The sequence below is a fragment of the Nocardia ignorata NBRC 108230 genome (assembly GCF_001612905.1).
In the GTDB taxonomy this organism is placed as follows: Bacteria; Actinomycetota; Actinomycetes; order Mycobacteriales; family Mycobacteriaceae; genus Nocardia; species Nocardia ignorata.
On the sequence record NZ_BDBI01000005.1, the window covers coordinates 177285 to 197182 of the forward strand.

The window sequence follows — 19898 nt, forward strand, 5'->3', positions numbered from 1 at the left end:
ATTGTTGCACTGAAACCCACTGTGCAGCAGCAGATTTCAGCGGTGATCGCGTCGGGAATGAGTGCTCTTGGTTCTGGCTGTGGGGACGTGAATGCGGTCGGCTGGGAGAGCAACTGATCGGCGGTGTCGAGCGCGGCGTCTGCGTGCCTGTGGTTTCAGTCAGTCGGCGCACAGGTGGGTCCTGGACTGGGCTTCACGTCCCGGCTGTCGTACACTCCGCGTCGGAAAGCAATCAACCAGCGTCGAGCCTTCCGATACCCCAGAAAGCCCTCACCCGCCTGGCAGGTGAGGGCTTTTCTAGGTATCGCCCATGCCCGCGAACCTGCAGGGCTGCCCCCGACACGCGACTGCGGGTCGCCGCTGTCGTCGGGATCGGGCCCGAGGGCGTCAGAGTTCAAGGGTGGGGAGGATGTCGATCGGTCGTCGTGGCCAGGTTGGAATGGGGAGCCGAAACGCAGTGCGGCATGGCACTCCTCGGCCCTTGGTCGACATGCTGCACCGCAGGCTGCCGCCCACCTGCGGCTGTGGACCCTCGATGTAGAGCCGTTGCGGCGAACGTGAATCTTCGAACACGCCCACGCCTGTCCCGTCGGTGCGCGCCCGGCGAGCAGGCCGTCCGATCTGGATGAACAGAATTCGATGCCGTGCGAGCAGCGGGAGCACGACCTGGCTCACGTCACGGGCGGTGTCTTCCCACTCGTCGCCCATCATGGCGGTGACGATAACCAATTCCCTCAGATCGAGGTCGCGGCTTTCGGGCTCGAAGATCCAGCGAAGCTACGCCGCGACGATCAGGCATTGCTCGGAGCCGGGTGGGCGGCGAACTGGGTGATCGCATCGAGGCTGGGCTGGTACCCATCGGTGGTGTCGACCACCAGTTCCGCGACGTCCATACTCACCGGGACGAACGCGCCGACAGGTTGGCCACCAGCGGCGATCGCTGCGAGGAGACCCTGGTCGTTGTGGGCTTGTCGATGGGGATCGCTCTCCGCGCGGCGGGCGATGCGTTCATGCAGAACCGATTGCGGTGCGGTGCAGTGGATGATGCGGATCTCAGCGAGTTCGGCCAGCGGGATCAGGCCGGGACGCCACAACCTATCCTGGAACGCTGCTTCTGCCACCGCGCTGACCCCGGCGCGGGCCAGCACGGTCAAGACGTCGAAGAAGGTGTGCAGTACGGGAATGTTGAGGTCGTCGTAATCGGTGTCGCGCGCCGGGGTAGCAAGGACCATGCCCTGTTTGATCTCATCGCGGATGATCGCTGGGACACCGATTTCCGTGGCGAGGGCGTGAGCGAGGGTGGATTTGCCCGATCCCGGAGGCCCGCTGACAACGACGAGCACTGGAAAATTCGGCGAATTGGCCATGACGAATTTTGGCATGTCAGGCAACGCCGTCGATCCCACCGTCGCTGGTGGCCGCTTTGGAGAGTCGGTAGGCGATGAAACCCGGCTGATGGGTGAGGGTGTCGTATTCGGCCGGGTGGGTTCGGGCCATCTCGGAGGCGGGCTGGTGCTCGGTGATCGCGTCGATGGTGAAACCGGCTGCGGTGAACTCCGCGCACCATGTCTGCAATGGTTGACGCCAGAAGCGGTGCGTGATGCCGCACGACCACCGTTGTTGCACCCATCCGGTGTCGAAGTAGCTGCCCTCGGCGGTGAGCCAGTCCGCGGTCGGGTGGCTGGTGGACACGATGAGGTGGCCGCCTGGGCGCAGGACGCGGTGGAGTTCGCGCAGCAGCGCGATCCGGTCGTCGATGTAGTGGATGACCAGGGCGAGTAGGACGATGTCGACAGTGTTGTTGGACAGCCAGTACAGGGGTTGGGTGAGGTCGTGCTGGCGCAGGGTGATCTGTCCAGCGGCATGTCGGCGGGCGAGGTCGATCATGCTCGCGGAGGCATCGATGGCAATGACATGGGCGCCGCGAGCGAGCAGGTCGGTGACGTAGAGGCCGGGGCCGCACCCGGCGTCGAGGACGACGCGCTCGGTGAGCTCTCCCAACAGGTCCAAGACAGCGGGGCGGTCGTAGTGGGCGTTGTAGGGGCTGTGGGCGGCTTCGGCGGCGAACGCGGCGGCGTGCTGGTCGTAGGAAGTGGTGACGGCGTCATCGGTGTGCATCGGTTACCTGACCCTTGCTGGTTGACGGCTGGGTGAGTGGTGTTCGGGCAGAAGAGAATCCAGCACGGTGTGATCGGCGCGACGGCCGGTGACGAAGCGGTGATGCAGCGTGCGCACCGCTGACTCGTAGATATGGGCCGGGGCCGGTCGGCTGTCTTCGATGAGTCGGTCGAGACGGGCGTCGAACTCGGTGAACCAGGTGCGGTAGTCGGCAATCTGCGGGTCAGTGCTCGGCCACGTCCGAAACAGATTGCGGCGGGCGAGAGTGAACGGCGTAGGGCTCGACAGGTAGGCCGACGAGACCGCGCCGCGACACTGCGGCACCTGGTGATAGACGCTGGTGGTTTCGCCGAGGTAGGCGAACCGGTAGCCGAGGCTGCGGTGCAAGGTCAGCCACAGGTCCCAGTCTTCGCAGTGGGTCATCGACTCGGTGAACTCGGCGGCGGTATCGGTGAAGTTGCGGCACACGAGCGAGCCCGTGTGAATGAAGTTGGCGCACAGCAGGAATCGGCTGTCGAACTCGTAGTCCTTGCGTGGCATCCAGCGGGCTTTGCGGGGGATGGATTCGATCCATCGGGAGCTGACGAGCGCGCCGCCGTAGACGGCATCGGCGGTGCCGCGGTCCAGCACGGTGTGTGCGGCGCGCAGGTGCCGGGGGAGCACGACGTCGTCATCGTCGAGGAATGCGACGTATTCGCCGTTGGCTGCGACCATCGCGGTGTTGCGGGCGGCCGAGACGCCGCAGTGGTCCGTCTCGATCAAGCGGATCGGCAGCGCCGTGCGCCAGTTGCCGGTGACCGAACGGACGGGTGACGTACCGCCGTCGTCGACGACGATGACTTCGAAATCGGTGAATTCCTGGCGTGCGAGGCTGCGCAGAGCCCGGTTCAACGGGCCTGGCCGATTGCGGGTGGGGATGATGACGCTGATCATGGTGTCGTCCTGACGAGGTCGAGTAGTTCGCAGCGCACCAGATCGCGGGCAGATCCGGTGGCGGGACCATCGCTCGGTCCGACGACCGATGCGGCGGTCGTGGGCGCGACAGCCGCCATTCGGTAGAACTGGGCGCGTTCACCGGCGGCGGTCAGGGTCCGCACTGCCCACGCGGTGTGACCGTCGCGGGTCACTTCGAGCGCTTGACCGGCTTGGGCGTCGCTGATGAGGATGTTGCCGCCCGCGAGCGGTTCGGCGCCTCCGGCCACGGCACAGAACAGGTTCCGTGGTGGGTCGGCGAGGTGCTCCCAGCTGATCGCGGGTCGTGTTGGATCAACCGCGAGGACGCGGGAGTATCCGCGGCGTTGGCCGTTGTCGAACACCAGCAGGTGCCCGTCTGCCAGCATCGTCGGCTGGTGTTGGCCTGACAGATCGCCGGGTCCCCACCACCACCGCACCCTGTTGACAGACAGGTCCACGACCGCGATGGTGTCCAGTTCGCGCATCGACACCAGCACATCGCCCTCGCTCCACAATCCGGCCGGATGCGCTCGCAATACCTCGATAGTGTTGGCGTGCAGAAGATCTGCCGGAGAACCCGGCAGATCGCGCAGCCGCCGGGATGCGTTGCGCCCCGGTTGGACCGAACCGGGCGAGGCGAGGCCGTGATAGATCGCCAGAGCCCTATGGTGGTGCGGGGATCGGCGACGGCGATCGATATGCCTGGTGACCGCCACCGACAGGTTGACGTCGCTCATCAGTAGGTCGAACAGCGAGTGAGTCGCGGTGGTCGTGCCGGTGGCGTCGTCGACGATCGTGATCGAGTTGTCGAGTAAGACGAACGGATCACCGGGCCCATCGAGGAGGCGGGGTTGCTCGGTGAGGACATAGACCTGGCCGGTGTCGGTGATGTCGAGGTCGTGGTGAACGGGCAGTTCGGCCCGCCAGATCAGCGAAGAGTCCGGCGCCAGCTTCACCAGCGAGTGCAACGGCACCGTGGCATACAAGGCACCGTCGGTGCCGAGTTCGACGTGGTTCCAACCACGCAGGTATCCCGGTGGCCCGGCCGAGGGGTCGGGTTGGTCGAGGTCGCTGCTCCACGCGTGGACGATCTCGGCGTCGCGATTGATCAGGCATGCCACGGGGTTCGGGTAGGTCGCCGACGGGGAGAACAGGAAATGGGTGTCGGGTGCGGGCATCGTGGTCACGCCCCCGCCCCGTCGATGCCGAATTCGAGCCGTACTGCGGCCGCCATCTCGCGGGCGACCTGGTCAGCGACCCGGGCGCCGATCTCGGCGCTGGCATTGTGGGCGGTGTAGACGATGCCCGACGGTGTCGCGGCGTCGGCGGGCAGTGGGAACACGTCGTAGCTGAACCGGCGCGCTCCTGGCCCCGCTGAGTCGGTGTCGATGAGTTCGGGGCGAGTGGTATCGGGTGCGACGTGCATGACCAGGCTGGATTCGACCATGCCCGCGTGGTGGTCGTCGCTGCGGGCGACTCCGGTTTCTGTGGCGAGGGCGTTGCGGAATCCTTCGCCGACGACGTCCCACCAGTGCACGATGATGACCCGGGTACCCGGGTGTGCGGCGGTCACGATGCGGGCGGCTTCGCACAGGAAGCTGAGGTTGTCGATGGCGGAGTTGACGATGACGAGTTGTCGCACACCGTGTTCGGCCAGCGCGGACGCGATCTCGGTGACGAGCAAGGTGAATGTCGAGCCGCTGACGGCGATGACACCGGGGAAGGTTCCACCGAGGCGTTGAGACGGGGTGGCGACGCCGTAGCCGATCGACGGGGCGATCCAGGCATCGATGTCGGCGGCCAGGCGGTCGGCGAAGTAGTCGCTGATCATCGTGTCCGCGCCCAATGGCAGGTGCGGACCGTGGGGTTCGATGGCCCCGATCGGCAGGATCGCGCGACCCCGCTGTACGCGGTCGTCGAAGTCGGGCCAGGTCATCTCGGCGAGCAGCATTGTGAATCTCCTTGCATAAGAGCGGATATCGAGGGTGATCGGTGGGTGCTAGGCGTCGGTCCAGCCGAGGCTGGGCACGACCGACGGGCGTAGGTGCTCGGCCAGGCGCAGGTTGAGGAAGTCCTCTTTGTTGGCGCACCCGGAGGCTGCTTCGCACGGGGCCCAGATGTTCTCGCGCAGGTGCAGCTCGAAGTCGGGGTCGAGGATGTTGCCGTAGCGGTGCTTGCCGAGGGTGGCGTAGCGCGAGCACCGGTAGACATCGCCGTGGATGTCGAGGAACACGTAGTCCGAGCCGGCCCGGCACGCCCGGTGCTGGGGCGAGGTCAGCCCGGTCAGGGCGACACGGGTGAGTTCGGTATCGCCACCACAGGCAGCGACCACGTCCAGGACGTTGCCGCCGCCGCGCAGCACCGGCACCGCGGCCGCGGCATCGTTGCTGGTGGAGTTGTCCGAGGGCACAGACGGGTCGTAGCCGAGGTCGAGGTTGAACCGGAGCCCGGCCGCTTCGGCGGCGGCTTTGACGCGGGCGATGGTGGTGGTGTCGTGGTTGGCGAATAACAGGGCGTTCACGACGACGAAGCAGCCGTAGGTTTCTTGGGCGAACGCGGCGGCGGCGATGAACTTCTCCAACGGTATTTGTCCGTCGTGCCAGGTCAGCCAGAGTGAGAGCTTGCCGAGGTTGGCGTGGGGTTCCAGTTTCGGCAGACGGCGTTCGATCAGTGAGGCGTTGGACAGCAGTTCGACGAACCGCACGCCGGATTGGTGGGTGAGCCAGGCGGCGCGGTCGAGGAATACCGGTGAGGCGAATGGTTCGCCGAGGGTGCCGAGGCGGACGTCGACCGGAAACGGGCGGGTGCCGATCCAGTCGACGACGGCGGCGAAGGTGTCGCGGTCTTGCGGAGCCCGCCAGTCCTCACGATTGCTCTTGGCCCAGTCGCCGGTCGACACGCAATAGGTGCAGCCAAAGTTGCACAGTCTTTGTGCGGCGACGTACCAGATCCGCACCGGCCGTTGAGAACTCGTCGTTGGCCCGCTCATCCGAATGTCGCGATCGGACGGAAGTCGCGGCAAGCGAAGTCGAGGGTCTGGTTGTGGCACCGCCTGCACACGAAGTCGTCTTCGGCGACGGCGACGCCGAACACCTTGCGCCGCGCGGTGACCGCGGCATCGCTGGTCATCAGCTCGTGGATCGAGCCCTCGCCGATGTTGGCGAACCGTTCGCGCTGGTAGTAGTCGTTGCAGCACAAGAACAGGTCCCCGCCGACGCTGAAGCTGGCGTGATGAACCGGATACCCGCACCCGGTGAGCGGTCCGTCGATCAGCAGGTTCTGTGCGAACTCGCCCCCGACGTCACCGGCCCGGTCACACATCAGATTCGCGGTGACCTGCGCGCCGAGCGGGAGGTAGCGCCGCGCCACCCCGTCGAGGTTGAGCGCCAGGCGCTCGCCGACGCCGTTGACGCCGATCTGCACCGGAAGGCCCGCTGCCAGTGCGGCTTCCACGTTTCGTGTGCTGTGGGCGTAGCTGGCCGAACCGGTCAGATCGGCGAACTCGGCCGGGTCGTCGCTGGGTAGGTTGACCACCATCGTGCGCAGCACCCCCGAGCGGCGCAGGGTCTCGATCTTGTCGCCGGTGAGCGCGGAAGCGTTGGTGTAGAGCGCCAACGGCATCCCGTAGCGGGCCAACACCTCGATGCGGTCAGTGAAGTAGCGGTCGAGGGTGGGTTCGTTGAAGAACTGGAAGGTCACGTAGTCGATCGAGCCGTGCTCGACCAGCTTGACGATGATCTCGGTGAACAGGTCCATCGGCATCGTCTGCCGGGGTTTCGGGTCCACGGCCACCGGGCAGCTGCGGCAGCCCCAGTTGCAGTGGGCGGTCACTTCGATCTCCCCCGACACCAGCCGGTAGTCCCGGCACAACTGTTCTGGCGGTTGAATCCAGTGCCGTGCTGCGGCTTCGGCGACCAGGTCCGCGCCGAACCGGTGCGCGAGCTCCGCGGTGCCGAGGGGCTGACGGGCGCTGGCGATCAGCAGTTCGAGCATGCGGGGGTCGGTGTGCCAGTCGATGCGGCGGTCCAGGCCGACGATCCCGAACACCGCGCCCTCGGTCGGAGTCCCGTTGTCGGGGGAGGTCGGGCCGAACGTATCGGAAAAGTAGCGCACCGGTGAGGGCGCGCGGGGGTCGACGCGAGTCAGATATGGCGAGGTCTGTACCGAGTTGGGGAGTGGAGTCATGTGAGCGCACCTGTCTGGTTGTGCCACGCGAGGCTGGCCGTTCCGACATCAGCTGTCCGCCGAAGCGGGAACCGATCGCCGTGTCGAAGTGCGTTCAATTTCCCCACGGGTGCAGGCTGTTTCGACAGAGTGGGCTCATACTCACGGGGTACTCACGCACACGCACACCCCCGCGAACAGGAGCGCCCGACAGTGACCTCGGCCGGAACTTCGCCCGCCAACGAACCCGCGGACACGCACGTCAACGTCTTCGCGCTCGAGTTGCGCCGCTGGCGCGATGTCCGTGGACTGTCGCGGCGTGCGCTAGCCACCAAGCTGGGCTACAGCCGCCCGTACGTGTCCAAGATCGAGTCCGGCACCGAGAAGCCCTCGGAGGGATTCGCTGGGCGCGCCGAATCGGCACTGCAAGCCGGCGGTGCGCTGCGAGCCGCGTTCGCTGAGTTCGTCGCTGCCCGACCAGGCACGGTCCGCGCTCCCATCGCTGTCGACCCGAGCGACTCGGCAGGGTCGCTCGTGGTCGACCACGACGACGCGAGCTTGTCCTTCGATGGGCTCAACTACCGGCTGCGCCAGCGGCGGCGTCTGATCAACGGTGGGGCCGACCCCATCACCCGTTACCTGATCAGGATCTCGGTAGACCGCTACCCCGGTGACCCCGAACGGTCCAACCAGCTCTACCAGGAAAACCCATTGACCTGGGAAGAGATCGACCTACACGCGTGGTACGGCGAAAACAGAACCGAGCCGATGACGTGGACGGCCCACCACGACCGTGACGCGTTCAAAGAGGTCTGGCTGATGTTCAGCGAACCCGACAGCGGACGCCACTTTCCGCTTTACCCCGGCCAAGCGTGCTGGATCGACTACGAATACACCGTCTCGGCGACCCACTGGGGCAACTGGTTTCAGCGTGCGGTCCGGCTGCCGACCAACCGCTTGTCGGTCCGGCTCGATTTCCCGGCCGCGCTCGAACCGTCGGTCTGGGGACTCGAGACCTCGATGACCGCTGAAGGTCAGCCGTTCCGCACACCCATCACCCACCAGGTCGAACAGGGACGACACATGTACTCCTGGTCCACCGACCACCCGCCACTGCATGCTCGCTACCGCCTCGAGTGGGACTTCCGGGGACGTAGCGACGACGAACGCACGCCGCCGAGCAAGGTGATGGCCGGCCTGGGCATCGCGCAGGAAGGCGACGAGATCCTGCGCGAGGTCGCGCGCCCGTTCGATCTACCCGCCGAGGCCGAAGACGCACGCCGTGTCATCGCCGAACTCAACTCAGCCGCACAGCGAGTTGCCCAAGCCCACGTGTTCGGCAAAGGGATGGGCATCGCCGCCCCGCAGATCGGCATCAGCAGGGCCGCGGCGATCGTCCGCACCCCCAATGGCGACACGATCACCCTGTTCAATCCACGCATCGTGGAGACCGGCGGCGGCGAGGACGAACAGTACGAGGGGTGCCTGAGTTTCTTCGACTTGCGCGGACGGGTACCGCGCCCGTTGACAATCCACGTCGAGCACACCGACATCGACGGCAACACCCGAATCGCGGTGTTCGAGCGCGGAGTCGCACGCCTGGTCGCGCACGAAGTCGACCACCTGCACGCAACGCTCTACCTCGACCATATGAAGCCTGGTGTGGAGCCGATCTCTGTTGAGCAGTACCGGGGCACCGGCACAGCCTGGGCCTACTGACCATCGGGCAGGACAACCACGCCCGCGCACTATCGGTGTTGCCGGACATCACACCGGCCCTCCACCGGTCCAGCTGGCCCACCAGTCGTCGACGAGGCCGTACTTACTCCAGTGCGTGAGTCGGTCGTGCGCGCAATCGCGATGAGTGAACGCTGCCGCGTCGCGTTCGACCGGGTGGCAGTCTGAATGCGTCGAGCAGCCCTGAGTCCAGGCGGGCGTGTCCTCGAGGACTATCACGTTGGTCGGTATCAGCCCGTCGGAGGTGAGCGGTGCGAGCAAGGTTGCCTCGCGGTTCGGGTCGCCCAGTGCTGCGGCGGGCAGCATCGCGAAGTGCCAGCTGCCGGTGAGGGAGCGAGCCGCGATGCGGACTGGATCGTCCAACAGTGCGGTGGCGGCCTGCACGGCTGCTACGGCGGTATTGCCGTAGCAGAAGATGTCGAGCGGAGAGCCGTCGAGGCGGGAGTAGACCGCAGCGCACCAGTCGGTGCTGTCAGCGGCGTTGTCCTCGTCGAGCACCAGTCCGTCGCCGTTGCACACGAGCAGTTCGACCGGCACGCCCCGCACTTCGCCGCCGGGCAGGGAGATGTTCACGTGGCCGACGACGCGGATCTGTGCGTCGTAGCCGAGCGCGGCCAGGGCGAACAACTCGGGTGCGTATCGTGTCCGTGCTTCAGCGACGAGGGCGTCGAAGTTGGCGGAGGGCATAGCTGTTCCCTTCGTCTGGGAGTGCGAGTGGGGGTGGTGCAGCGGCGGGGTGTCCGGTCCTGCCGGGACTTCACGGTGTTGCGGTGCTCATCTGCGCTCGCGCGGTTCGGCCTCATCGAGCAGGTCGAGCAGAGCGTCGATATCCGTGGCGCACGCCAGTCGTGCGGTGATGAAAGCAGACATAGAGCCCTCCAGGACTGCGAGTGGAAGAACGCCGGGACGGAAGTGTCCTGTTTCCGTCCCGGCGTGGTGGGGTGCGCGAGCATCAGCGACCGGTCTCGGGCTCGTCCGTCTCGTCGTCGTTGTCCCAGTCGTCGGGGACGCCATCGGTCCACACCACGGCCTTGGCGAGGTGGTCCCAGGTCGCGTGCGCGAGAGCCTGCACGCGCTCGGTTTCGTCGTTCTTGTCGAGGTGAACGCCTGCCGGGATGAGCCAGAGTTCGGCGCGGAAGTCCCACGCGGAACCGGAAACCCGCGCCGAGGAGCTGACCTCCTCTGCCGCCCAGGCACGTGCTTCGTCCTCGGAAGTGAAGTCGATTTCCTCGATCTGCCACCGGCTCTGGCCGGGCGGGACGCTGGAAAAGTTCACGTAGAAGCGATCGTGATTCGCGACTACTGCCAGGGGTGGGTACATCGGAATGCCTTTCATGCTGTGCGAGTGGGATCGAAGAGGTCGGGGTGTCCGGGCCCGAATCCTCTATGTCATATATTACCCGATATTCTGGCGAATGCAAGGTGAGTCGGTCGGGCTGCTGCACGGAGGTGGATCTGATTCCTTCTGGTCTGGCCGGAGAGTCAGTCGCAATCGCGCCGATCGCGGGCGGCGCGGAGGGATTGATACCGCATGCTCGTCGATCGAGAGCGCCCGGGCGTCGCCGCGTGAGGCGGAGCGTCAACTCGGACCGGGGCGTGGGAGGCCGACCTTCTCATCGAGGGAACGACTGAGGGCCGTCCCCTGATTCGGGGCCGAACCGGCGCGTCGCTTCGTCGTGGAGGTCGTTGTCGGCGAGCCACCGGCGCGCGAAACCCTCGGAGACGGTTTCGTAGACGCTGTGGTCCGCGCCGCCTTCGTCGGTCAGAACGCGATTCAGTATCCAGCCGACGGTATCGGTGCGATACAGGTACTCGTTGTGGATTCGGCCATCCGCGAGCGGTGTGAGCGCTTCGAACTCGTCGGCCTGCTCGCTGTGGAACATCCCGAACAGCTTGGTCCCGTCGTCGGTGTAGTGGGTGTAGGTGATGCGCGCCATGACGAGGGTTCTCCTTCTTGGTGAGTGTCGAGCGCTCGAATGCGCCGTACTGGACCGCCTGGGCGCGGGTGCCGGTACGGCGCGTTCGTCAACTCCGTGTCCGGGTGCCGGACGCTGTTTTCGTGTCGGCAGCGCCCCTCGTCGTCTTGGTGTCGGCGGACCGACCCCCAGAACCGCTGGGAGCCGGATCGGATTGCGGTGTGGCGCGCGGCGCGGCCGAGACCTCCAGTGAGGCGGCCTCGGCGTCGACCTTCTCTGGCGACGGCGGAGTCAAGGGTGCCTTGGCGGCGGTGGTTGATGTCTGGGACGGGCGGGGTTGAGGTCTGGTCTTTGCTCGCTTGGCCACTGCGCGGAGTGCGGCGGTGGGCTTGAGGCCGATCCGTTCCAGGGCGTCCGGTTCGGCGCCAGCGTTCGTAGCCGCCGCGTAGGCGGCTGCCACGGCGGCTTCGGCGGACTCCTCGTCGGCGATCAGCCGTGCCGTCTCCGCCTCGCGGTTCTCGGATGCGCGCTGCCATTCGCCGACCTTTACCGCGAGTTCGCCGATGCGGGTCTCCATGTCGTCGTCGATGACCACGCGTCGATACGCGGTCAAGGCGTGGGTGGCTGTCTTCTTCACCATGGGCGGTGTCTCCTTGCTTGGTGATTGCTAATGGACCGATGACCCCTAGTGTATCGAAAGTATCGAAAGATGAAAGCGGGCTGTCACAGGCGAAAAGTTACTCGGAGGATGTGCGTCGATGGTCGGTTTTGCCGCCTGTTCGGTTGGGGGACTGGTGTGCAGTCGGAACCGGGCGGCGTGGGTTGACCTGGCCGAGCGCTCAGGCGGGCAGTCCTGTCGCGCACCGGTCCCGCGCGCGAGCGTCGATGCGTTCGCTGGGGCGAACATCGTGAACCGCAAGCCCCCCGGCCGGCGATTCGGGTGAGCAAGATATCCCAAAAGTGGCCACTTTTGGGTTGCGCCCAGGGGTGGGCGCAAGACACACTCAAAGTGGTTGAATGTATCGAAAGCCTCTAGAGGATCTAGAGGCTCGGATGTCTCCATCCCTGCGGGGTGAAGACATCGGCGGGTCCGGCAGGGGGCTGCCGGACCGGAGAGCGCCGCTGGGCGCTCGGTAGGCGAAGGGACGAGAAGTGCCTCCGAAGAGTGGGCAGGGCCATCGGCCCCACGCGGCGAAGCCGCGGTCGATAAGTCGACGGTCGACGTACGCGCCGGCCGAATGGGCGCTGGTGACCGCGGCGGCGGCCACGGTCGGACTGCGGCCCGGCGCGTTCATCGCCAAGGCCGCCGTCGGAGCGGCGCGGGTGTTCGCCGCGAAGCGCAATGGAGCGATAGTTCGCACCAGCGGCCAAGTGGAGATCCTCATCGCCGAGGTGCGCGAGCTACGCCGGTTGCTCGGCAACGTCGCGGGCAACGTGAACGATGTCGCCAAGCACGCGAACTCCACCGGCGAACTCGGCGACAACGCTGACGCCGTGCTGACCTACACCCGCAAGATCAACAGCCGCATCGATGTCTGGTTGGTCGAACAACTTCGGCACGGTGCGGTGTGATCGGCAAAGCGATCCGGGGATGGGACGGGCGGCGACTTGTCCGGTATCTGTTCTCGCCAGGCACGCACAACGAGCACACCAACCCCCGGGTAATCGCGGCGTGGCAGTCCGACCCCGACGCCCTACAACCGCTGTGGGTCGGGCCCGGCGACTGCGACTTCGCGCCGGGCGAGATCGGCAAGCTCGCCGGACAGGTCACCGCGCTCTCGGAGGCGATCGGGCTGCCCACCCAACAGCCCGAGCCCGGCCAACCGGGCTACACCAAGCACGGCTACATCTGGCACCTGCCCGTCGCGATCGGTGCCGAGGACGGCGAACTCGACCAACAGACCTGGCGTCGCATCGCCGAGGACATGCTGCACGAGACCGGCATCGCGAAAGCGGGCGCCGCCGGGGCGTGCCGGTGGATCGCGGTGCACCACGGAAAATCTGTCGACGGCAACGACCACATCCATATCGCGGCCGTGATGGTCAGAGCCGACACCGGCAAACGGTTCTATCCCGACAACGACTGGAAAGCCGTGCGCCGAGTCGCCCGTCGCTGGGAAGAGGCGCTCGGGTTGCGGCTGACCGCCATCAACGACCCGATGGCGGTACCGACCCCGACGCGCGGCGAACAGGAGAAGGCCCAGCGTCGTCAGTCCGCCGGCGACGAGGGCATGCTGCGCGCCACACCTGGTGCCGCGGCGCGGACCCAGTTACGCCAGATGATCACCGAGTCGGCCGCTGTCGCGACCACCACCGACGAGTTCCTCGCCCGGCTCCGCGACGCGGGCGTACTCGTCGACCTCAAGCACGACGGCACCGGGCAGATCACGGGATGGGCAGTCGCGGCTCCCGGCGACGTGTCGGCCAAGACCGGGGAGCCCATCTACTTCGCGCCCAGCCGACATCTCGGAGCGGACATGTCCTGGCCACGAGTCACCGCCCGCTGGTCGACGACCCCGCCCGCACCCTCCGGCATCGCAGACGCCGCAGCCATCACCGCGACAGCCCGCGAGGCGCACACGGTGCTGGCCGACAGCGCCGAACGCGTGCGGGAGGTCACCACTGCCGTGCGCGCCGAGCGATCCGATATCGCGACGGTGGCCCGCGAATTGCACGACGTCATCGGCAGTTGGGCCTCCATCGCCGATGGTGCCGCGCGCCAGGGCCCGCTCTCGCAGGCAGCATGGGCCTTCGACCGCGCGGCGCGCACTCGGCATGGGTTGACCGCCGTCCCCGCCGGGCGACTCGCCGCCGAACTCCGTGCGATCTCGCGCGACCTCGCAGCAGTTCGGATGCTGTCCGGGCGTGGTCTGCAACGAGACCCGACTGTCCAGCTCGGCCTCGCCGTCGCCGACCTGCTGCTCGAGATCGCGGCATGGCATCAACAGAACCGGCGCATCACCGCCGCCCGCAGCGCCCGCCAAGCCGCAGACCTCGTCCGCGCCCACGGTGAAGCCACCGGCACCGTCCCCGGTCAACTCCCACCGCAGCGCGTACCGGCGAGCACCTCGCACACCTCCACCGCGCCACAGCCCGGCCCCGCTGCTCGACCGGGCGTCCGCCCCGAACATCCCGCAGGACGCGGGGTCCGTGAATCACCGCGCCACCCAACAAGAAAGGAACACCGACGATGAACCAGCCAGTCATTGAACCGCCCGTGATGGGCATCCCCCGCGAGGACACCATGCGTATCGCCTTGGCAGCACGCACGCTGTCCGGAGTACTCCGCCAACTGCGCGAGCAGCGCGGCCGCTCCGCGTGGGACGACGCCGAGAACGTTGCCCGCAAGAACGCGGTCCTCGATCGCCACGCGGTCACCAAGTTCAGCCACCTCGATGCCGACGAATGGAACACCGCGGAGAGGGAGGGGCGAATTCGCGCCGAACGCCACCCCGATACCGGAATGACTATCCGCGTAGCCCCGCTCTCGCACGGGCGTTTCGGCGTACAGGCCGGCTGGACGGACAACCACACCGAGGCCGTGTTCGGGTCCGAAGAACTCGCCGACCGAATCGTCGACTGGCTGCGCAAGAACGGCTCGGCCGAAGCGGTCGACGATCTGCGGCGCAACACCGACGAACTACACGCCACCTCCCGGCCTCGCCGATACCAGACCCTGCGAGACGTCGAGCTGGCCCAGGCGCGCACGTGGGCCAAGGAACACGAACCGGACTGGTACCGCTGGTGGGAGCAGAGTTATGCCGCCGCCGACACCATCGACGGTCGACGCCTCGATGAGAACGAGATCATCCGCAAATGGGTCGACGCCACGGGCGGCAGGACCGGTACAGCCGTGGGAGTGGCACGGCGATGGCTCAAGCAGCACGACCCCGAATGGGCCCACAACTGGGAGACCGAGTACGCGAACTGCGACACCCCCGAAGGCCGCCGCAGTCTCGAGGACGACGTAGTCCGACGCTGGCGCTCGCAATCTCGCACGGCCCCCGGGCGCGGAACCGGCAGCGGCAAGGCGACAACCGAGTCCGGTGAACAAGACAGCGATCGGCAGAATCAGCGCACCGCAACACCTCTGGCGGACCGACTGCGCGGCCGTGTGCCCGACCAGATTCTCGATGACCCACGCTGGCAGGTCGCCGAGGACCAGTACACCGTGCTCACCGCGCAGGGGGCCGACCCGGAGATGCTGATCGAGTCGGTCGCCGCTATCGACTTCGGCAGTGGACAGGTCCGCGCACCGAGCGGGTTCGCCGCGTGGACGATGCGGGAAGCCGCGAAGAAGGGCAATGCCTCCAGCACACACGCTCGCAGCGAGGACGACGCCCGCCGTTTGGTCGCCGAGGAATGGCTCACCACCGCTGACCCCGAGTCGCCGTTCGATCGAGCGCGCGCGGCCCAATTGGTGGGCGAGATCAACGACGAATTCGATGCCCTGCTGGCACGCAAGTATCCAGGCATCCTCGACGGCGACGCCGACCAGGCGCGGGCACAGGCGGATCAGTACGGCGCAACCTCCACCGACGATCACGAGCATTCCCGTCACGACGCAACTGCTACGCAGTTCGCCGACGCGAACGGCAGCAGGGTGTTCGCCGTCGACGGGGAGGGCACCGCCATCACCGTCAAGTTTGCCGAGGCACCGAAACGGCAGGCTGGGACGCCCCACGCGGCCGACCATAGCGGCGGTGCCGCGCGGGACGACACCGTGATCGACGACCAACAGCACGAGGTGGTGCTTGCCGCGTCAGCGGCGGCCCAAGCTCCGCTGATCCCGCCCGAGGTGGACAAGACGAACGCTAGGTCCCATCGACGCACCCCACCGCCAGCCAAACCTGCTCCGGCGCCCACCCTTAACAGAGGCCGGAGTCACTAGGTCGCGCGCGTCGAGGACTCGGCGCGCGCGTCAAGTGGGACGTGGCCGCGGCGTTGTGGTGCTGCGGCTACGAGCTCCCCGTGGCATCGGCGGGAACTAATCCGGCTGACCGAATCAACCCGGGCGCGGTCCGCGTCGCGCAGCGCCACGAGCTGGCGTTGGTCCCGGGCTCCCCACACAGCGAATCGCTGACGTCCTCACCGACGGTGACCTTGTGGTGACGGTATGCGACCGTGCCTATATGAGGAACTCCCTGGTGTTCCGACACTGCACTGGTCGATCCCCGACCCGGTCGGATCCGGCGAAGAAGATCGCGTTCGACACCGCCTACGCCGACATCGCCAAGCGGGTCGAGAGCCTGGCGCGCCACGTCCGCTGCGCGTGACCCCTTATCCCGTCGCGATCGAGACCCGCGTCTATCGACGCTGGCGTATCTCGTTTCTTGCCGACGATTTTCGGCTCACGACCGTGTCCAGATGTGCGGAAAGACGACGAGCATCGCGGCCCACACCGCGCAGGGACGCCGAGGACAAACTGCGTTGCCATTCCAACCCGAGATATCCCAGACCCGGGTGAGTGGTCGAGGCTCCCTGGCGGTGCAAGGGTTTGCCGGTGTCGTCGAGCGCGCCCAGGCCGGCGAGATAGCCGAGGTTCGGGTGGTAGCCGGTGGCGAGAATGATCGTGTCCACTCTGCAGCGAGTAGCGTCCGGCCATATCGCTGTGTCGGCCTCGAGGCCGGTGAACATCTCCCGTGCCAGAGGTTTTCCCGCCGACAGCGCTGCACGATAGCGGCCGGAGTCGAATACCGGTGCGGTGGGTGGGTCACCGATCAGGTGGCCGACTGGCAACGTGTCCAGGCCGCTGACGGTGAACCAGAAATGCATGTCGCGACCGAACGGTCGTTGGGGGACGAACTTGACCGGGGTGCGGCTCGCCAGCGTGACCGTAGAGGTTTCGGCGAGTTCGGTCGCGATCTGGACCGCGGAGTTTCCGGCGCCGACCACGATCACGCTCTGACCGGCGAAGTCCGCTGGTGACCGATATCGGCTGGCGTGCAGAATATTTCCGGTGAAGTCGGCCTGGCCTGGTAATTGTGGGATGGTCGGTGTTCCGAAGCCGCCGGTCGCGGCGATCAGCCGTGGTGCAGTATATCTCTGGCCGGTGTCGGTGTGGGCGGTGAACAGCTGTCCGTCGTAGTCGACGTCTGTAACGCGTTGTGAAGTGTGGATGTCGGCGTCCAGCGTTGCGGCGTACTGGCGTAGGTAGGCGACCACTTCGTTGCGATGGGGGTAGTGGTCGGGATCGCCGGGGAACTCAAGACCAGGCAGTGCACTGTATTTGGTGGGCGAGAACAGGGTCAGGCTTTCGTAGTAGTGGGGCCAGGACCCCACCGGCTCGGGCCCGGATTCCACGACAACGGTGCTCAGGCCGCGTTTGCGGAGGTGGTGGGCGGCTGCGAGACCGGATTGGCCTGCGCCGACGACGACGGCGCCATAGCTCGAATGCATGAAGAAATCCTTTATGAGACAGAGAGTTTCGGCGATCGGGGCATGCTCGCGGTGGCTGCGAGGGCGGCCACGGCGGCGATGGCGGCGAGGACGAAGTAGGTGCGGGCATAGCTGCCGGTCCATGTCATCAGCACTGTTCCGGCCCACGGGGCCAGCGCCATCACGATGACGACCGGCGCGGACATCAGTCCGTTGAGGCGGCCGTAGTGGGTTGCGCCCCAGCGGTCGGTGACGGCGGTGGCCTTGACCAGGGTCATGATGCCGCGGACCACACCGGCGCCGATCGAGATCGCGATGAGAGCGAATACTGTTGTCGCCCAGCCTGTCAGGGCGGTTGCGACGGCGGTCAAGGCGAAGGTTCCGACGATGCGGCCGCGAGCGGTGGTGCGGGTGATCAGGGGTAGGTAGCCGATCCGTCCGAGGACCTGTCCGGCACCGCCCAAGCCGAGAGTCAGAGCGGCCAACGTTGGGGAGAATCCGCGTTCGATCAGGAGAGGTACGAGGTTGAATACCCCGGCGAACGCGGCGAATGCGCCCAGGCTGGAGGCGAGCACGAGTATCAGGAAGGCGGGACTGCGCGACACCGCCGCGTGATCGTCGTCGGCGGGTGACGCGGCGACCGGCGGATCAGGCCACGGTCCGGTCAGTCCGAACAGGTGGGCCGGGATCGTGACAGCCGCGAGGATCACGGCGAGGGTGAGATAGGTTGCGCGCCAGTCGGTGTGCTGGACCAGCGTGGCGGTGAGTGGTGCGAATACCGTGCTGGCGAACCCGCCGGAGAGGGTGAGGATCATCAGCGCTTTGACGTGGTCGGTACCGAACCAGCGAGTGAGCGCCGCGAATGCCGGGGGATAGAGCACCGCGCCCATCGCGACACCGGCGGCCACCCATCCCGCGAAGAACACCGGCGGGTTCGGCGCGAGCGCGACCGCGATCAGTGCGGGCACCGCCAGCGCGGAGCCGGCCGTCATGACCGTCCGTGGGCCGACTCGGTCGATGACACGACCGATCGGGATACCGGTGAGCGCGGCAGCGAGCTGGCTGAGCGAGAACGCGGCGGTGATCATCGGCAGCGACCACCCGCTGTCGGCCGAAATCGACACCGACAGAACAGGAAACGCGTAATACAGGATTCCCCAGCTGGTGATCTCCGTCAGACACAGCGTGATGAGTACCCGTCGGCGCAGACCGGGATCGGTAGACCCGGTCTGCGCGACAACGGTGGTCGTCGACACCGCTCAGCGGACGAGAGAAGGTGCCGACAAGGTCAGCACTTCCGGTGCCGGGCTGCAGCAACCACCCGAGCTCGCGCCCGCCGGATCATCGAAAATGCCTGCGCCACCGCAGACTCCGGTCTCGGGCAGCGCGAGTTCGACCCGTGCGGCGGACTCGTGGTCACCGACGAGTTCGGCGGCGATGGAGCGCACCTGCTCGTAGCCGGTCATCGCGAGGAAGGTCGGCGCTCGCCCGTAGCTCTTCATCCCGACCAGATACACGCCGAGTTCGGGATGGGTCAGTTCGGCGACGCCGTGCGGGTAGACAGTTCCGCACGAGTGCACGTTCGGGTCGATCAGCGGCGCCAGCCGGACCGGTGCCTGCAGGACCGGGTCCAGTTCCAGCCGCACTTCCGAGAGCCACCCGAGTTCGGGGCGGAATCCGGTGAGAGCCACCACGTTGTCGACATCGTCGATGCGTCGGCCGTCGTCGGCTACGAGAGTGACACGCCCGTCCTTACCCGATTCGATTGCCCCGGTACGGAATCCGGTCACCACTTCCAGGAGGCCTGCGTCGACGACCTTCTTGGCTCGCAGTCCGAGCGCGCCCCGCGCGGGCAGTTCGTCGGCATCGCCGCCACCGAAGGTCGAGTCGGCGGACCCTCGCCGCAGGACCCAGGTCAACCGGGTACCGGGCCGATGCTCGGCCAGCTGCGCCAGCGCCACGATCGCGCCTAGTGCGGAATGCCCGCCACCCGCGATCACCGTGTGCGTACCACCGAAACGTTCGGCTTGCGCGGGGGAGTCGATATCGGGTACCCGGTAGGTCACCACCTCGCAGGCGCGTTCGCCGAGTGCGGGAAGCCCTTCTCCGCCCAGCGGATTCGGTGCACCCCAGGTGCCGGAGGCATCGATCACCGCGCGTGCGAGGATCCGCTCCTCGCTGCCGTCGGTGCGGCGCAGGTGCACCGACAACGGTTCGCTGTCGCGTCCGGCGTCGACGACACGGTCACGACCACGGCGGGCAAGGCCGACGACCTCGGCGTCGTAGCGCACGGCGTCGCCGAGCGCGGCGGCCAGCGGGGTTAGGTAGTCGCGCGCCCACTCCTGTCCGGTCGGGTAACCCTCGTCGGCCGGGGCGACCCAGCCGGTTCCGTCGAGCACGCGGCGTGCGGCGGGGGCGATCAGTTCGGCCCACCGCGAGAACAGCCGCACGTGATTCCACTCCGCGACCGCGGCACCCGCACGGGGTCCACGTTCGAGCACCAGCACATCCACGCCGCGCTCGCGCAGTTCGGCGGCGGCGGCCAGTCCTACGGGACCGGCTCCTACGACAACGACGGGCAGTTCGGTCATTTCGAAGCTCCATTCATCGACACGCATCGATCTAACAAGG

20 protein-coding genes are annotated in these 19898 nt (G+C 66.9%); 5 read left to right on the plus strand and 15 right to left on the minus strand.

What is annotated here, in order from left to right; genetic code table 11:
* Window positions 1-387 precede the first annotated feature (387 nt).
* From NI2_RS04585 to NI2_RS04620, 8 genes are all read right to left on the minus strand, one after another.
* A complete protein-coding gene (locus NI2_RS04585; protein WP_067486292.1) occupies window positions 388-711 on the minus strand; it encodes a hypothetical protein in 324 nt (107 codons plus the stop codon).
* An 80-nt stretch (window positions 712-791) separates the two neighbouring features.
* Window positions 792-1382 (minus strand): P-loop nucleotide/nucleoside kinase family protein, encoded by a 591-nt coding sequence (locus tag NI2_RS04590; RefSeq protein ID WP_243749892.1) that lies wholly within the window; start codon window positions 1380-1382, stop codon window positions 792-794.
* A gap of 1 nt (window position 1383) precedes the next feature.
* The gene (locus NI2_RS04595; protein WP_067486293.1) at window positions 1384-2118 is read right to left on the minus strand and encodes a class I SAM-dependent methyltransferase; all 735 of its coding nucleotides are present in this window, start codon (window positions 2116-2118) and stop codon (window positions 1384-1386) included.
* Window positions 2119-2121: 3 nt separating this feature from the next.
* The gene (locus tag NI2_RS04600) at window positions 2122-3051 is read right to left on the minus strand and encodes a glycosyltransferase family 2 protein (protein ID WP_067486294.1); all 930 of its coding nucleotides are present in this window, start codon (window positions 3049-3051) and stop codon (window positions 2122-2124) included.
* On the minus strand, window positions 3048-4250 hold the full coding sequence (locus tag NI2_RS04605; protein WP_067487019.1) for an arylsulfotransferase family protein: 1203 nt from the start codon (window positions 4248-4250) through the stop codon (window positions 3048-3050). The genes NI2_RS04600 and NI2_RS04605 overlap by 4 nt, the downstream gene beginning before the upstream one ends.
* Before the next feature lie 5 nt (window positions 4251-4255).
* Window positions 4256-5023 (minus strand): creatininase family protein, encoded by a 768-nt coding sequence (locus tag NI2_RS04610; protein WP_067486295.1) that lies wholly within the window; start codon window positions 5021-5023, stop codon window positions 4256-4258.
* Between the two features lie 48 nt (window positions 5024-5071).
* Window positions 5072-5971, minus strand: coding sequence for a hypothetical protein (locus tag NI2_RS04615; RefSeq protein ID WP_067486296.1), 900 nt, complete (start codon window positions 5969-5971; stop codon window positions 5072-5074).
* A gap of 86 nt (window positions 5972-6057) precedes the next feature.
* Window positions 6058-7257 carry a radical SAM/SPASM domain-containing protein gene (locus tag NI2_RS04620; protein ID WP_067486297.1) on the minus strand — a complete coding sequence of 400 codons (1200 nt, stop codon included), beginning with the start codon at window positions 7255-7257 and terminating at the stop codon, window positions 6058-6060.
* Window positions 7258-7449: 192 nt separating this feature from the next.
* Between NI2_RS04620 and NI2_RS04625 the strand changes: the two genes are divergently transcribed.
* Window positions 7450-8955, plus strand: coding sequence for a peptide deformylase (locus tag NI2_RS04625; RefSeq protein WP_067486298.1), 1506 nt, complete (start codon window positions 7450-7452; stop codon window positions 8953-8955).
* A gap of 48 nt (window positions 8956-9003) precedes the next feature.
* Here the strand turns inward: NI2_RS04625 and NI2_RS04630 are convergent, their stop codons facing one another.
* The 4 genes from NI2_RS04630 to NI2_RS04645 all read right to left on the minus strand — a co-directional run bounded on the left by NI2_RS04630 (window position 9004) and on the right by NI2_RS04645 (window position 11529).
* The gene (locus NI2_RS04630; RefSeq protein ID WP_067486300.1) at window positions 9004-9660 is read right to left on the minus strand and encodes a hypothetical protein; all 657 of its coding nucleotides are present in this window, start codon (window positions 9658-9660) and stop codon (window positions 9004-9006) included.
* 265 nt (window positions 9661-9925) lie between these two features.
* On the minus strand, window positions 9926-10309 hold the full coding sequence (locus NI2_RS04635; RefSeq protein ID WP_067486302.1) for a hypothetical protein: 384 nt from the start codon (window positions 10307-10309) through the stop codon (window positions 9926-9928).
* Window positions 10310-10586: 277 nt separating this feature from the next.
* Window positions 10587-10910: a hypothetical protein gene (locus tag NI2_RS04640; protein WP_067486304.1), complete on the minus strand. Its 324-nt coding sequence runs from the start codon at window positions 10908-10910 to the stop codon at window positions 10587-10589.
* Between the two features lie 88 nt (window positions 10911-10998).
* Complete coding sequence (locus NI2_RS04645) at window positions 10999-11529, minus strand: hypothetical protein (protein ID WP_067486306.1); 531 nt, start codon at window positions 11527-11529, stop codon at window positions 10999-11001.
* Between the two features lie 608 nt (window positions 11530-12137).
* Here NI2_RS04645 and NI2_RS04650 point away from each other — a divergent pair.
* From NI2_RS04650 to NI2_RS33540, 4 genes are all read left to right on the plus strand, one after another.
* A complete protein-coding gene (locus NI2_RS04650) occupies window positions 12138-12461 on the plus strand; it encodes a MobC domain-containing protein (RefSeq protein WP_243749894.1) in 324 nt (107 codons plus the stop codon).
* Window positions 12458-14083: a relaxase/mobilization nuclease domain-containing protein gene (locus NI2_RS04655; RefSeq protein ID WP_067486310.1), complete on the plus strand. Its 1626-nt coding sequence runs from the start codon at window positions 12458-12460 to the stop codon at window positions 14081-14083. Before NI2_RS04650 ends, NI2_RS04655 begins: the two co-directional genes overlap by 4 nt.
* The gene (locus tag NI2_RS04660) at window positions 14080-15780 is read left to right on the plus strand and encodes a hypothetical protein (RefSeq protein ID WP_084475905.1); all 1701 of its coding nucleotides are present in this window, start codon (window positions 14080-14082) and stop codon (window positions 15778-15780) included. The genes NI2_RS04655 and NI2_RS04660 overlap by 4 nt, the downstream gene beginning before the upstream one ends.
* A 241-nt stretch (window positions 15781-16021) precedes the next feature.
* Window positions 16022-16165: a hypothetical protein gene (locus NI2_RS33540; protein WP_157104647.1), complete on the plus strand. Its 144-nt coding sequence runs from the start codon at window positions 16022-16024 to the stop codon at window positions 16163-16165.
* Between the two features lie 31 nt (window positions 16166-16196).
* Here the strand turns inward: NI2_RS33540 and NI2_RS04665 are convergent, their stop codons facing one another.
* The 3 genes from NI2_RS04665 to NI2_RS04675 are packed head-to-tail and all read right to left on the minus strand — an operon-like array spanning window position 16197 to window position 19858.
* Window positions 16197-17411: a flavin-containing monooxygenase gene (locus tag NI2_RS04665; RefSeq protein WP_255284000.1), complete on the minus strand. Its 1215-nt coding sequence runs from the start codon at window positions 17409-17411 to the stop codon at window positions 16197-16199.
* On the minus strand, window positions 17300-18523 hold the full coding sequence (locus NI2_RS04670; RefSeq protein ID WP_067486316.1) for an MFS transporter: 1224 nt from the start codon (window positions 18521-18523) through the stop codon (window positions 17300-17302). Before NI2_RS04670 ends, NI2_RS04665 begins: the two co-directional genes overlap by 112 nt.
* 3 nt (window positions 18524-18526) lie before the next feature.
* The gene (locus tag NI2_RS04675) at window positions 18527-19858 is read right to left on the minus strand and encodes an FAD-dependent oxidoreductase (RefSeq protein WP_067487022.1); all 1332 of its coding nucleotides are present in this window, start codon (window positions 19856-19858) and stop codon (window positions 18527-18529) included.
* Window positions 19859-19898 lie beyond the last annotated feature (40 nt).